Consider the following 13,280-nt stretch of genomic DNA (forward strand, 5'->3'; position numbering starts at 1 on the left):
GGTGGGCATCCGGCTCGGAGCCAACCGCTACGGCAAGGCGGAGAGCCGCGTCGTCCGGATCGTCCGCGACACCGAGCGGCACGAGATCCACGACCTCAACGTGTCGACCTCGCTGCGCGGCGACTTCGAGGCCGCCCACGTCGACGGCGACCAGTCGGCGGTGCTCCCGACGGACACCCAGAAGAACACCGCGTTCGCCTTCGCCAAGGAGCACGGTGTCGCCTCGATCGAGGACTACGCCCTCGCGCTCGGCCTCCGGCTGCTCGAGGCGACCCCGGCCGCCACCGGCGCCCACGTCACCGTCGAGGAGTACACCTGGGACCGGATCTTCGTGGGCGGCGACACCTGGGAGGGCCACGACCACGCCTTCGTACGGCGCGGCGGCGAGGTCCGGACGGCCGAGGTCGACGTCACCGCTGACGCGATGACGGTCTGCTCCGGCCTGACCGACCTGGTGGTGCTGAAGTCGACCGGCTCGGAGTTCAAGGGCTTCCTGAAGGACGCCTACACGACGCTCCCCGAGGCCGACGACCGGGTGCTCGCCACGTCGCTGACCGCGTCGTGGCGCTGGGCGCTCGAGCGTCACGACCAGATCCACGACGTCGACTGGAACGCGGCGTACGGCGAGATCCGCTCGACGCTGCTCGAGCAGTTCGCGACCACGTACAGCCGGGCGCTGCAGGAGACCCTGTGGGTGATGGGGCGTGCCGTGCTGGAGCGGCGGCCCGGCATCGCCGAGATCTCCTTCGCCGCCCCCAACAAGCACCACTTCCTCGTCGACCTCTCGCCCTTCGGCGTCGCCAACGACGGCGAGGTCTTCGTCGCCTCCGACCGCCCCTACGGGCTGATCGAGGCCACGATCACGCGGGACGACGGATGAGCGACCCGATCACCCTCGACGAGCTCAACGCACTGCCGGAGGAGGCGGCCCGCGAACGGCTGGCGGCGTGCCTCGACGTGGAGCGCTGGGTCGACGCGGTCCTCGTCGGCCGGCCGTACGCCGACCTGGGGGCGCTGACCTCGGTCGCGGCGACGGCCGCGGGCTCCCTCTCCGACGACGAGCTGGAGTCCGCCCTCGCCCGTCACCCGCGGATCGGCGAGCGCGCCGGTGCGCGTCACGACGCCGCCCACTCCGCCCGCGAGCAGGCGGGGGTCGACCACGACGACGCCGACGTGACCGCGCGGCTCGCCGAGGGCAACCGCGCCTACGAGGAGCGCTTCGACCGGGTGTTCCTGATCCGGGCCGCCGGCCGGGATGCCGACGAGATCCTCGCCGAGCTCACCCGCCGCCTCGGCAACGACGACGCGACCGAGCGTGAGGAGTCCGTCACCCAGCTGCGCGAGATCGCGTTGCTGCGGCTGGAGGGGCTGGTGACCTGATGGCCACGCTGAGCACCCACGTCCTCGACACCGCCGCCGGCCGTCCCGCGCAGGGCGTCCCGGTGACCCTGTCCGACGCCGACGGCGCCACCCTCGCCGAGGCCGTGACCGACGCCGACGGCCGGGTGGGCTCGCTGGGCGGCGAGCTGGCGACCGGCAGCTACCGGCTGCGGTTCGTCGTCGACGGCGCGTTCTACCCGGAGGTCGTCGTGGCCTTCACCATCTCGGCCGACGAGCACCACCACGTCCCGCTGCTGCTCAGCCCGTACGGCTACTCCACCTACCGTGGCTCCTGAGCCGTACGACGCCGTCGTCCGCGCGGTCCGCGCCGTCGTCGGCGGCGTCGAGCGGCCGGTCACGCTCGGCCTCCGCGCCGGCCGGATCGCCACCCTGGACGCCGTCCTCCCCCCGGGTCGCGAGCCCGACCTCGAGCTGGCCGACGACGAGGTGCTGCTGCCCGGCCTGGTCGACACCCACGTCCACGTCAACGAGCCCGGGCGCACCGAGTGGGAGGGCTTCGACTCCGCCACCCGTGCCGCGGCCGCCGGCGGGGTGACCACCGTCGTCGACATGCCCCTGAACTCGATCCCGCCGACGACCACCCCGGACGGCCTGCGCACCAAGCGTGCTGCTGCCGCTGGCCGGGTGCACGTCGACGTCGCCTTCTGGGGCGGCGCGGTGCCCGGCAACCTCACCGACCTGGCCCCGCTGCACGAGGCCGGGGTGATGGGCTTCAAGTGCTTCCTGCTGCCGTCGGGCGTCGAGGAGTTCGCCCACCTCGACGACGCCGGTCTCCGCGAGGCGATGACCGAGCTGGCACGGCTCGACGCGCTCCTGATCGCGCACGCCGAGGACGAGACGGAGGTCGACGCGGCGCCGTGGCACAGCCGGGCGTACGCCGACTTCGTCGGCACCAGGCCGCCGCGCGCCGAGGTGGTCGCGATCGAGCGGCTGGTCGCCGCCGCCGAGGCGACCGGTGCCCGCGTGCACGTGGTCCACCTGTCCGCGGCCGACGCGCTGCCGACGATCCGGGCCGCGCGCCGGCGCGGCGCCCGGCTCACCGTCGAGACCTGCCCCCACTACCTCACCCTGGTCGCGGACGACGTGGCCGACGGGCACACCGAGTTCAAGTGCTGCCCGCCGATCCGCGACGCCCGCAACCGGGACCGGCTCTGGGAGGCGCTCGGTGACGGCACCCTCGACCTCGTCGTCTCTGACCACTCGCCCTGCACCCCCGAGCTCAAGCGGTTCGACACCGGGGACTTCGGCGACGCCTGGGGCGGCATCGCGTCGGTGCAGCTGGGGCTCCCGGCCGTGTGGACCGAGGCCCGCCGCCGCGGCTTCGGGCTCGCCGACGTGGTGCGGTGGATGGGCGAGGCCCCGGCTGACCTGGTCGGGCTGGCGCGCAAGGGCCGGCTGGCGGTCGGGCACGACGCCGACCTGTGCGTCCTCGCACCGGACGAGATGTTCACCGTCGACCCTGCCGCCCTCCACCACCGCAACCCGGTCACGGCGTACGCCGGGCGTACGCTCACCGGCACGGTGCGCCAGACCTGGCTGCGCGGGGTCCGCGTCGACGGCGTCGCGCCAGCCGGTCGGCTGCTCAGCAGAGGAGAAGCATGAACTACCACGTGCCCCGCGGCGGACTGCCCGGACAGGACGAGCTCACCACCGACCGGGCGGTGTTCACCGAGGCCTACGCCGTCATCCCGCGCGGCACGATGCGCGACATCACCGCCAGCCGGCTGCCGCACTGGGACGACACCCGCGCCTGGGTGCTGGCCCGGCCGCTCTCCGGCTTCGCCGAGACCTTCAGCCAGTACGTCGTCGAGGTCGGACCCGGCGGGGGCAGCGGCCGACCCGACGACGACCCGCGGGCCGAGGCGGTGCTGTTCGTCGTCGACGGGACCCCGACGCTGACGATCGACGACGCCGACCACGCCCTGCGACCCGGCAGCTACGCCTACCTCCCGGCCGGCGCCACCTGGCGGCTGCGCAACGGCAGCGACGCCACGGCCTCCTTCCACTGGATCCGCAAGGCCTACGAGCCCGTCGAGGGGATCGACACCCCCGAGGCCTTCGTCACCCACGAGGACGACGTGCCGCCCGTGCCGATGCCCGGTACCGACGCCTGGGCCACCCAGCGGTTCGTCGACCCCGACGACCTGCGCCACGACCTGCACGTCAACATCGTGTCCTTCGAGCCCGGCGGGGCGATCCCGTTCCCGGAGACCCACGTGATGGAGCACGGGCTCTACGTACTCGAGGGCAAGGCCGTCTACCTGCTCAACCGCGACTGGGTGGAGGTGCAGGCCGGCGACTTCATGTGGCTGCGTGCCTTCTGCCCGCAGGCCTGCTACGCCGGCGGCCCCGGCCGGTTCCGCTACCTGCTCTACAAGGACGTCCACCGGCACGCCCGGTTGGTGCCTCCTGTGACGCCGCTCACGTAGACTCAGGGGTGCGGGCCGTCGTTCGGCATGGATAACCGACACCCGTGGAGTGAAGGAACCATGCGCCGGAGCCGACGTGCGCGCGTGGAGGGGAACCGATGAGTCGACCGCCGACGATCACCGTCAACGGCACCGAGCGGCCGCTCACCGGTGCGCGGGTCCACACCACGCTGCTCGACTTCCTGCGCGACGCCGGCCCGACCGGCGCCAAGGAGGGCTGCGCCGAGGGCGAGTGCGGCGCCTGCTCGGTGATGGTCGCGAGACCGGACAGCGACGGCGGAACCCAGTGGACGGCGCTCAACGCCTGCCTGGTCCCTGCGGCGGCGTACGACGGACAGGAGGTCGTGACGTCCGAGGGACTCGGCGGCCCCGACGACCTCCACCCCGTGCAACGGGAGATGGCCCAGCGGGGCGGGTCGCAGTGCGGCTACTGCACGCCCGGCTTCGTGTGCAGCATGGCCGCGGAGTACTACCGCCGCGACCGGACGGCCGGCGAGCACCGCGAGCAGGGCGACCACCAGGCCGACCACGGGCCCAACGGCTTCGACCTGCACGCGCTCGGCGGAAACCTCTGCCGCTGCACCGGCTACCGGCCGATCCGCGACGCCGCGTGGGCCCTGGGCGAGCCCGATCCCACCGACCGGTGGGCGGCACGACTGGCGGAGCCCGCGCCCGAGACGGTGGCGACCCGGTTCGCGGCGGGCGACGGCGACTTCGCCCGGCCGGCCGACCTCGCCGAGGCGCTGGCCCTCCTCGACGAGCGACCCGGCTCGGTGGTGGTCGCCGGGAGCACCGACTGGGGCGTCGAGGTCAACCTGCGCGGCCGCCGGGCCCTGTCGCTCGTCGCCGTCGACCGGGTGCCGGAGCTGCGCGGCTTCGAGGTCACCGACGACGCGGTCACCCTGGGCGCGGCGCTCACCCTGACCGAGCTGGAGCGGCTGCTCGCGGGACGGCTGCCGCTGCTCGACCTGGTCTGGCCGCAGTTCGCGTCGCGGCTGATCCGCAACGGCGCCACCCTCGGCGGCAACCTGGCGACCGCCTCGCCGATCGGCGACACCGCGCCGGCCCTGCTCGCCCTCGAGGCCGACGTGCTGCTGGCCTCCGGCCGGGGCGAGCGGGAGGTGCCGCTCGCCGACTTCTTCACCGGCTACCGGCACACGGTCCGCGAGCCGGACGAGCTGATCCGCGCGGTCCGGGTCCCGCTCCCGGCCAGCCCGGTCGTCGGCTTCCACAAGATCGCCAAGCGGCGGTGGGACGACATCTCCAGCGTCGCGATCGGGTTCGCGCTCGACGTCGCCCACGGCGAGGTCGTCAAGGCCCGGATCGGACTGGGCGGCGTCGCTGCCACCCCGGTGCGGGCCCTGTCCACCGAGGCGGCCCTCGAGGGCAGGCCCTGGACCGAGGAGACCGTCGCTGCCGCCGCCGAGGTGCTGCGGTTCGAGGGCACCCCGATCGACGACATGCGGGCCAGCGCCGCCTACCGGACCGCGATGCTGGCGAATGCGCTGCCCAGACTGTGGGCGGAGGTGTCGTCGTGATGGGCGTGACGCCGCAGTGGAGGTCGAGGTGCGAAGGCCGTCAGGGCCTGAGCCTCGAAACCCCCGCGCCTGCGCAGACTGGTCTCCGCCCTGCGCCCGGTCCCGGGTTTCGAGGCTCGGCGCTGGGGCGCCTCGCACCTCAACCTCCGAGGGTGGTTTCGAGGCTCGGCGCTGGGGCGCCTCGCACCTCAACCTCCGAGGGTGGTTTCGAGCCAGGCGGCAGCGCGCCTTCCTCGCCCACCGGGGACGGGGTGCGGTCATGAGCCGGCTGTCGGAGCGACCGGAGCGGGCGGTGGTCGGCGAGCAGCTGCCCCACGAGAGCGCCGCGCTCCACGTGACCGGGCACGCCCTCTACACCGACGACCTGGTGCAGCGGACCCCTCGGGTGCTGCACGCCCACCCGGTCTGCTCGCCGCACGCGCACGCGCACGTCACCGACCTCCGGGTCGGGCCGGCGTACGGCGTCGCCGGGGTCGTCCGGGTGCTCACCGCCGCCGACGTCCCGGGCGTCAACGACGCCGGCGTCAAGAACGACGAGCCCCTGTTCCCCGACGAGGTGATGTTCGTCGGCCACGCCGTGTGCTGGGTGCTCGGCGAGACCGCCGAGGCGGCCCGGCTGGGCGCCGCGGCCGTCGAGGTCGACTACGAACCACTGCCGTCGCTGGTCGGGCTGCGCGAGGCGATCGCCGCCCACTCGTTCCAGGGCGGGCAGCCGACCGTCGAGCGTGGGGACGTCGAGGGAGGCATCTCCGGGTCGGCCCACGTGTTCAGCGGCGTGACCGAGATGGCGGGGCAGGAGCACTTCTACCTCGAGACCCACTGCTCGCTGGCCCAGGTCGACGAGGCCGGGCAGGTGTTCGTGCAGTCGAGCACCCAGCACCCCACCGAGACCCAGGAGATCGTCGCCCACGTGCTCGGCGTGCCGAGCCATGCCGTGACGGTGCAGTGCCTGCGGATGGGGGGCGGGTTCGGCGGCAAGGAGATGCAGCCCCACGGGTTCGCCGCGGTGGCCGCGCTCGGCTCCACCCTCACCGGCCGGCCGGTGCGGCTACGGCTGTCCCGCCAGCAGGACATGACGATGACCGGCAAGCGTCACGGCTTCCACGCCGAGTGGCGGGTCGGCTTCGACGCCGAGGGCCGGTTGCAGGCGCTCGACGCGACGCTGACCTCCGACGGCGGCTGGAGCCTGGACCTGTCCGAGCCGGTGCTGGCCCGGGCGCTGTGCCACGTCGACAACGCCTACTGGATCCCCCACGTGCGGGTGCACGGCCGGGTCGCGCGCACCCACAAGACCTCGCAGACCGCGTTCCGCGGGTTCGGCGGGCCGCAGGGGATGTTGGTGATCGAGGACGTCCTCGGCCGCTGCGCGCCGCTGCTGGGCCTCGACCCCGGCGAGCTGCGGCGACGCAACTTCTACGTCGACGGGCAGGACACGCCGTACGGCATGCCGGTGCGGCACGCCCATCGGCTGGTGAACGCCTGGGACCAGCTCCATGCGTCGGCGGAGGTGGCGCGACGGCAGCAGGAGGTCGCGGCCTTCAACGCCGAGCACCCGCACACCAAGCGGGGCCTGGCGGTCACGCCGGTGAAGTTCGGGATCTCGTTCAACTTCACGGCCTTCAACCAGGCCGGCGCGCTCGTCCACGTCTACAAGGACGGCTCGGTGCTGGTCAACCACGGCGGCACCGAGATGGGGCAGGGCCTGCACACCAAGATGATCCAGGTCGCGGCGACCGCGCTCGGGGTGCCGCTGGAGCGGGTCCGGCTGGCGCCGACGCGCACCGACAAGGTGCCCAACACCTCGGCCACCGCGGCCAGCTCGGGCGCCGACCTCAACGGCGGCGCGGTCAAGGACGCCTGCGACCAGATCCTGGAGCGGCTGGAGCAGGTGCGCGCGGGTCGCGACCTCGGGTGGGAGGAGCTGGTGCGCGAGGCGTACTTCGCGCGTGTGCAGCTGTGGGCGGCAGGGTTCTACCGCACCGAGGGGCTTCACTGGGACTCCACGGTGATGCGCGGGCACCCCTTCAAGTACTTCGCGTACGGCGTCGCCGCCGCCGAGGTCGAGGTCGAGGGCTTCACCGGGGGCTACACGACGCGGCGGGTCGACATCGTCCACGACGTCGGCGACTCGCTGTCCCCGCTGGTCGACCTCGGTCAGATCGAGGGCGGCTTCGTGCAGGGGGCCGGCTGGCTGACCCTGGAGGACCTGCGCTGGGACGAGTCCGACGGCGCGGGCCGCGGCCGGCTGACGACCCAGGCCGCGTCGACGTACAAGCTGCCGGCGTTCTCGGAGATGCCCGCCGTGTTCAACGTCTCGGTGCTGGAGGACGCCCACGAGGACGGCGTCGTCTACGGGTCCAAGGCCGTGGGCGAGCCGCCGCTGATGCTGGCGTTCTCGGTGCGCGAGGCGTTGCGGCAGGCGGTGACCGCCTTCGCTCCCGGGGTTTCGAGGCTCGCTCCGCTCGCACCTCAACCTCCGGTGAGCGTCGAGCTGGCCTCGCCCGCGACGCCCGAGGCGGTGTGGTGGGCGCTCGAGCAGGCCCGGGCCGGCGGGCAGCAGCCGGTCGCGGGCGCGCCGGGGGTCGAGCCCGAGCAGCCCGACGCCGACCGGCCGCTGCTGCGGCCCCGCTCCGAGCACGCCGGCGTCGTCCCCGCCGGTCAGCAGAGCAGGGAGGGCGACTGACGTGCACTGGACCGAGGCCGTCCGTCGGCTGCGACGCGACCGGGTCGCCGGGGTGCTGGTGACGCTCGTCGACGTGCGCGGTCACGCGCCGCGCGAGGCCGGCGCGAAGATGGTCGTCTCCGCCGGCGACACCTGGGGCAGCGTCGGCGGCGGCAACCTCGAGGAGACCGCCGTCAGCCGGGCCCGGGCGTTGCTCGAGACCGCGTCCACCGAGCCGGAGATGATGACGGTGGCGTTGTCCGACAAGGCCCGCACCGACCACGGGCGACAGTGCTGCGGCGGCGAGGTGACCGTGCTCCTGGAGCCGCTACCGGTGGTGCCCGCGGTCGCGGTGTTCGGCGTCGGGCACGTCGGCCTCGAGCTGGCCCGGATCCTGGCGCGGCACGACGTCGAGCTGCACCTGGTCGACTCGCGGGCCGACCAGCTCTCCGACGACCGCCTGGCCTGCCTCGGCGACGCGCTGGCCACCGTCCACGTCCACCACGCGCCGGTGCCCGAGCTGGTGCTCGGCACCGTCCCCCCGGGGACCCACGTGCTGGTGCTGACCCACGACCACGCCGAGGACTTCGCGCTGTGCGACGCCGCTCTCCGCTGTTCCCACCTCGGCACGATCGGGCTGATCGGGTCGGCCGCGAAGTGGACCCGCTTCCGTCGGGGCCTGCTCGTGGAGGGCCACCCCGAGTCGGAGGTCGACCGGATCACCTCGCCCATCGGCTCGCCGGACGTGGGTGGGAAGCAGCCGGCCGCGATCGCGGTCTCGGTGGCCGCCTCCCTGGTCGCGTCCTTCGCCGACGCCGGCCGTCGGCAGGCGTCCCGGTGACGATCTACCGGACCCGGGTCCTCGACGTCCCCGACGACCCGTTCAGCGGCGGCGTCCTGCGCAGCTCCGACGACTGCGCGCTCGCGGTGGTGGACGGCGTCATCGCGGCCCGCGGCGCGCTGTCCGACGTACGCCGGGGGCGACCGGACGACCTCGTCGTCGACCTCCGCGACGGCTGGCTGCTCCCGGGACTGGTCGACACGCACGTGCACTACCCGCAGGTCCGCGTGATCGGCGCCCTCGGCATGCCTCTGCTGGAGTGGCTCGACCGGTGCGCGCTGCCCGAGGAGCAGCGGCTGGCCGACACCGGCTACGCACAGGTGGTCGCCGAGGAGTTCTGCCAGAGCCTGGTCGCGGCCGGCACCACCACCGCCCTGGTCTTCGGCTCCCACTTCGCCGGGGCGGTCGACGCCCTGTTCACGGTCGCCGAACGGCACGGCCTGCGCGTCACCAGCGGCCTCGTCGTGAGCGACCGCGGCCTGCCCGAGCCGTTGCTCACCACGCCCGAGCGCGCGCACGAGGAGTCCCTGGCGCTGGCCTGCCGCTGGCACGGCAACGGCCGGGCCCGCTACGTCGTGACTCCGCGCTTCTCGCTGTCGGCGAGCGAGCCGATGCTCGAGGCGTGCGCGGCCGCGGTCGCCGACGTCGACGGGGCGTGGTTCACCTCCCACGTCAACGAGAACCTCGCCGAGGTCGCCGAGGTGGGCCGTCTGTTCGGGGGCGCCGACCACTACACCGCGACGTACGACGACCCCGGGCTGCTCGGCGAGCGGTCGGTGCTGGCCCACAACGTGCACGCCTCGGACGTCGAGCTCGACCTGCTGGCGGGACGCCGGACCTCGGTGGCCCACTGCCCCTCCAGCAACTCCGCCCTCGGCAGCGGGCTGTTCCCGCTGACCCGGCACGTCGACCACGGCGTCGGCGTCGCGCTCGGCTCCGACGTGGGCGCCGGGACCGGCTTCTCCCTGTTCAAGGAGGGGCTGCAGGCCTACTTCATGCAACGCCTCCTGGGCCCGGACGGGCTGCCGCTCACCCCGGCCCACCTGCTCCACCTCGCCACCGCCGCCGGCGCCCGCGCCCTGGGGCTCGCCGACCGGGTCGGCGACCTGTCGGTCGGCAAGGAGTTCGACGCCGTCTGCCTGCGCCCGGTGCGCGGCACCGAGCTCGACATCGGGTTGCGCCACACCGACTCCGCGGAGGAAGCCCTCGGCAAGATCTTCGCGCTGGCCTCCGACGCCGACGTGGCCGACGTGTGGGTCGGCGGTCAGCAGATCGCGTCGGGCGGGTTCGTACGCGGAGTGCTCCCCGGGGGGTCCGGCAGCCCCCAGAGCAGGTAGCGGTTGCCGGCGCCTGCGGGCAGGACGCGCCCGGCGAAGGCGCTCGTGAACCAGGCTCCCGGAGGCCGCGTGTGCAGGGTCCACAGCCGCGGTCGCCCCGGCCACGCCCGCGCGCGCTCGACCTCGGGATGGTCGTCGGGCACCGGGAGCACGTCGAGCAGCTCGGCGCCCGCCACCACGAAGTGGTTCATCAGGACCACGAGTGGGTACCACCCCTGTCCGGTGGGCGGCAGCAGCCGGGTGAGGGCCTGGGTGATGAGCGACATCCTTCCCGGCCCGCTGATCGCCCGGATCGGTTCCGTCACGGCGGTGGTGCGGGCCAGCAGCACCCCGCCGGCGCACTCCGGGGGCAGGGACGTCCGCGGCCCGACGAGTCTGCGGTCGGTGAGCTCCACGACCCGCGTGCGATCGTAGAGGAGCGAGGCCGAGGTCCGCCGGGGCGTGCCCGCGAGCCCGGCGTTGAGCAGGCCGGTTGCGGCACGGCGCGTGATCCCGGTGCGCTCGCCGATCAGGGCTGCCGCTTGCCGCTGCGTGAGGAGCATGGTCGGGACGCTAGGTGGATGTCGCTCCCGCGGGGACGGGTCGTCCACAGGCCCTCGGGCCGACTGAGCCTCCGGCGAGAGTGTCCCCAACGACCAAGCGCGCCGGTGGTGGGCCTGCCGCGGGCGGCACAGACCGTCCTGCCCTCGATCCGATCGGGTCCCTCCGCTCGACCCTCGCCGGAAGACACCCATGTCGCGCACTGGCTCGTTGGGGACACGGCCCTTCCGGAGCCCTCAGACGCCGAGCGACCGCCCGATGATCTCCTTCTGCACCTCGGTGGTGCCGCCGTAGATCGTCGAGACCCGGCTGTCGACGAAGGCCTTGGCGATCGGGAACTCCGTCATGTAGCCGTAGCCGCCGTGCAGCTGGACGCCCTGGTTGACGATCTTGTTCTGGAGCTCGGTGGCCCACCACTTGATCATCGCGGCGTCCACGGCCGTGAGCTCACCGTCGAGGTGACGGGCGACGCAGTCGTCGAGGAACGCCCGGGCCACCCGGGCCTCGGTGGCCATCTCGGCGATCAGGAACCGGTTGTGCTGGAACTTCCCGATCGGTCGGCCGAACGCCTCCCGGGTCTGCGCGTAGTCGACGCACAGCTCGACCACCGCCTCGATCGCGGCCACCGCCTGGGCGCCGATGATCAGACGTTCCTGGGGCAGGTTCTGCATCAGGTAGAGGAAGCCCTGGCCCTCCTCCCCGAGCAGGTTGTCCTTGGGCACCCGGACGTCGGTGAAGGAGAGCTCGGCGGTGTCCTGCGCGTGCAGCCCGATCTTGTCCAGGTTGCGGCCCCGTTCGAACCCCTCCGTCCCGCGCTCGACGACCAGCAGGCTGATGCCCTGGTGGCCGGCCTCCGGGTCGGTCCGTGCGACCACGATCACGAGGTCGGCGTTGATGCCGTTGCTGATGAAGGTCTTGGACCCGTTGAGCACGTAGTGGTCGCCCCGATCATCAGCACTGGCGACGGCCGTCGTACGCACCCCCTGGAGGTCCGAGCCCGCCCCCGGCTCGGTCATCGCGATGGCGGTGATCGTCTCCCCGGTGACGCATCCCGGCAGCCAGCGCTGCTTCTGCTCGTCGGTCCCGAGCGAGGTGAGGTAGGGGACGATGATGTCGCTGTGGACCGAGAAGCCCGGTCCGGACGCCCCGCAGCGGGTCTGCTCCTCCGACAGCACGACGTTGAACCGGAAGTCGTCGATCCCCGGGCCGCCGTACACCTCGGGGACGTCGAAGCAGAGCAGGCCCGCCTCGCCGGCGGCCCGCCACACCTCCCGCGGGACGATCCCGTCCGCCTCCCACTGCGCGTGGTGCGGCACGACCTCGCGCTCGTAGAACGTGCGTGCGGTCTTGCGGAAGTCCTCGTGCTCGGCCTCGTAGAGCGGCTGGCGGTGGGTCACGCCACCCACTCCTTGACCTGGGCCACGGTCGCCGCCGGGTCGTCGCTGGCGGGAAGCACCGTGAGGTGGGTGACGCCGGCCTCGCGGAACGCCTCGATCCGCTCCCGCACGTACGACGCCGGACCGACCAGGTTGGACGCCTCGAGCCAATCCTGCGGCACCAGCGCCTCCGCCTCCTTCTTCTTGCCGGAGAGGTAGAGGTCCTGGATCTCCTCGGCCTCCCGCTCGTAGCCGTAGGCCCGGGCGACGTCGTTGTAGTAGTTCTTGCCCTTGGCGCCCATGCCGCCGACGTACAGCGCGAACACCGGGCGCGCGAGGTCGAGGAGCGCCTTGGTCTCGGGTCCCTCGCCGATGGCCACCATCCCGCCGGCGGTGATCTGCAGCGGGTCGAGGTCGGCCGAGCGCTGCTTGGCGCCCGCTGCGAGCGCCTCGCCCCACACCAGGTGCGCCTTCTCGGGGTGGAACAGGTGCGGGATCCAGCCGTCCGCGATCTCCGCGGTCTGCTCGACCGACTTCGGGCCGAGCGCGGCGATCCAGATCGGGATCGCGTCGCGCTCGGGGCGGTTGAGCAGCTTGAGCGGCTTGCCGAGCCCGGTGACCGCTCCGTGCTCCTTGCTCAGCGGCAGCTGGAACAGGCCGTCGTGCTCGAGCACCTCGCGCCGGAGCCCGCGGCGCACCAGGTCGACGATCTCCGCCGTGCGGGTGAGCGGCCTGGCATAGGGCACGCCGTGGAACCCCTCGATCACCTGCGGCCCGGACGCGCCGAGTCCGAGCACCGCGCGTCCGCCGGAGACGTTGTCGAGCCCGGCCGCGGTCTGCAGCAGGGCACTCGGCGTACGGGAGAAGATGTTCAGGATCGCCGAGCCGATCTGGACGCTCCGGGTGCGGGCGGCGAGGTAGCCCATCAGCGTGGGGGAGTCGAAGCCGTAGGCCTCCGCCACCCACACCACGTCGATCCCGGCCTGCTCCAGTCCTGCCACCTGGTCGGCCGCCGCGCGCGGGTTGCCGTCGTACATCAGGGTGTAGGAGAGCTTCACGCCGTCATCGTGACAGTAACGCTGTCACGATGACAAGGAGACCCAGCCGGTGGTTGAGGAGGGCCGCCAGGCCCGTCTGGAAACCACCCACAACAGGA

General features: G+C 73.3%; 12 protein-coding genes. 9 read left to right on the forward strand and 3 right to left on the reverse strand.

Features of this window, described 5'->3' with window-relative positions; all coding sequences use genetic code 11:
- The first annotated feature begins 1 nt into the window (after window position 1).
- From pucL to ACQ1X7_RS03845, 9 genes are all read left to right on the forward strand, one after another.
- Window positions 2-880, forward strand: a complete 879-nt coding sequence (gene pucL, locus ACQ1X7_RS03805; protein WP_432476821.1) for a factor-independent urate hydroxylase — start codon at window positions 2-4, stop codon at window positions 878-880.
- Window positions 877-1,380, forward strand: a complete 504-nt coding sequence (gene uraD, locus ACQ1X7_RS03810) for a 2-oxo-4-hydroxy-4-carboxy-5-ureidoimidazoline decarboxylase (protein ID WP_432476822.1) — start codon at window positions 877-879, stop codon at window positions 1,378-1,380. Before pucL ends, uraD begins: the two co-directional genes overlap by 4 nt.
- A complete protein-coding gene (gene uraH / locus ACQ1X7_RS03815) occupies window positions 1,380-1,676 on the forward strand; it encodes a hydroxyisourate hydrolase (RefSeq protein ID WP_432476823.1) in 297 nt (98 codons plus the stop codon). Before uraD ends, uraH begins: the two co-directional genes overlap by 1 nt.
- Window positions 1,666-3,003 carry an allantoinase AllB gene (gene allB / locus ACQ1X7_RS03820; RefSeq protein WP_432476824.1) on the forward strand — a complete coding sequence of 446 codons (1,338 nt, stop codon included), beginning with the start codon at window positions 1,666-1,668 and terminating at the stop codon, window positions 3,001-3,003. Before uraH ends, allB begins: the two co-directional genes overlap by 11 nt.
- Entirely contained in the window at window positions 3,000-3,830 is an 831-nt protein-coding gene (locus ACQ1X7_RS03825; RefSeq protein WP_432476825.1) for a bifunctional allantoicase/(S)-ureidoglycine aminohydrolase, read from the forward strand. The genes allB and ACQ1X7_RS03825 overlap by 4 nt, the downstream gene beginning before the upstream one ends.
- 98 nt (window positions 3,831-3,928) lie before the next feature.
- On the forward strand, window positions 3,929-5,368 hold the full coding sequence (locus tag ACQ1X7_RS03830) for a xanthine dehydrogenase small subunit (protein WP_432476826.1): 1,440 nt from the start codon (window positions 3,929-3,931) through the stop codon (window positions 5,366-5,368).
- A 259-nt stretch (window positions 5,369-5,627) separates the two neighbouring features.
- A complete protein-coding gene (gene xdhB, locus ACQ1X7_RS03835) occupies window positions 5,628-8,051 on the forward strand; it encodes a xanthine dehydrogenase molybdopterin binding subunit (RefSeq protein WP_432476827.1) in 2,424 nt (807 codons plus the stop codon).
- A 1-nt stretch (window position 8,052) separates the two neighbouring features.
- On the forward strand, window positions 8,053-8,871 hold the full coding sequence (xdhC, locus tag ACQ1X7_RS03840; protein ID WP_432476828.1) for a xanthine dehydrogenase accessory protein XdhC: 819 nt from the start codon (window positions 8,053-8,055) through the stop codon (window positions 8,869-8,871).
- Complete coding sequence (locus tag ACQ1X7_RS03845; protein WP_432476829.1) at window positions 8,868-10,208, forward strand: guanine deaminase; 1,341 nt, start codon at window positions 8,868-8,870, stop codon at window positions 10,206-10,208. The genes xdhC and ACQ1X7_RS03845 overlap by 4 nt, the downstream gene beginning before the upstream one ends.
- On the opposite strand, the gene ACQ1X7_RS03850 is transcribed toward ACQ1X7_RS03845, so the two are convergent.
- From ACQ1X7_RS03850 to ACQ1X7_RS03860, 3 genes are all read right to left on the reverse strand, one after another.
- The gene (locus tag ACQ1X7_RS03850; RefSeq protein ID WP_432476830.1) at window positions 10,136-10,750 is read right to left on the reverse strand and encodes a hypothetical protein; all 615 of its coding nucleotides are present in this window, start codon (window positions 10,748-10,750) and stop codon (window positions 10,136-10,138) included. The genes ACQ1X7_RS03845 and ACQ1X7_RS03850 overlap by 73 nt on opposite strands.
- A gap of 234 nt (window positions 10,751-10,984) precedes the next feature.
- Entirely contained in the window at window positions 10,985-12,145 is a 1,161-nt protein-coding gene (locus tag ACQ1X7_RS03855) for an acyl-CoA dehydrogenase family protein (protein WP_432476831.1), read from the reverse strand.
- Window positions 12,142-13,182, reverse strand: a complete 1,041-nt coding sequence (locus tag ACQ1X7_RS03860; protein ID WP_432476832.1) for an LLM class F420-dependent oxidoreductase — start codon at window positions 13,180-13,182, stop codon at window positions 12,142-12,144. The genes ACQ1X7_RS03855 and ACQ1X7_RS03860 overlap by 4 nt, the downstream gene beginning before the upstream one ends.
- Window positions 13,183-13,280 lie beyond the last annotated feature (98 nt).

The organism is Nocardioides sp. GXQ0305, assembly GCF_050880345.1.
GTDB lineage: Bacteria > Actinomycetota > Actinomycetes > Propionibacteriales > Nocardioidaceae > Nocardioides.

What these genes read in the sequence shown, in the direction of transcription:
- uraD (WP_432476822.1), top strand. Translation starts at nt 877, where the DNA reads ATGAGCGACCCGATCACCCTCGACGAGCTCAACGCACTGCCGGAGGAG.
- uraH (WP_432476823.1), top strand. Translation starts at nt 1,380, where the DNA reads ATGGCCACGCTGAGCACCCACGTCCTCGACACCGCCGCCGGCCGTCCC.
- ACQ1X7_RS03825 (WP_432476825.1), top strand. Translation starts at nt 3,000, where the DNA reads ATGAACTACCACGTGCCCCGCGGCGGACTGCCCGGACAGGACGAGCTC.
- ACQ1X7_RS03830 (WP_432476826.1), top strand. Translation starts at nt 3,929, where the DNA reads ATGAGTCGACCGCCGACGATCACCGTCAACGGCACCGAGCGGCCGCTC.
- xdhB (WP_432476827.1), top strand. Translation starts at nt 5,628, where the DNA reads ATGAGCCGGCTGTCGGAGCGACCGGAGCGGGCGGTGGTCGGCGAGCAG.
- ACQ1X7_RS03850 (WP_432476830.1), bottom strand. Translation starts at nt 10,750, where the DNA reads ATGCTCCTCACGCAGCGGCAAGCGGCAGCCCTGATCGGCGAGCGCACC.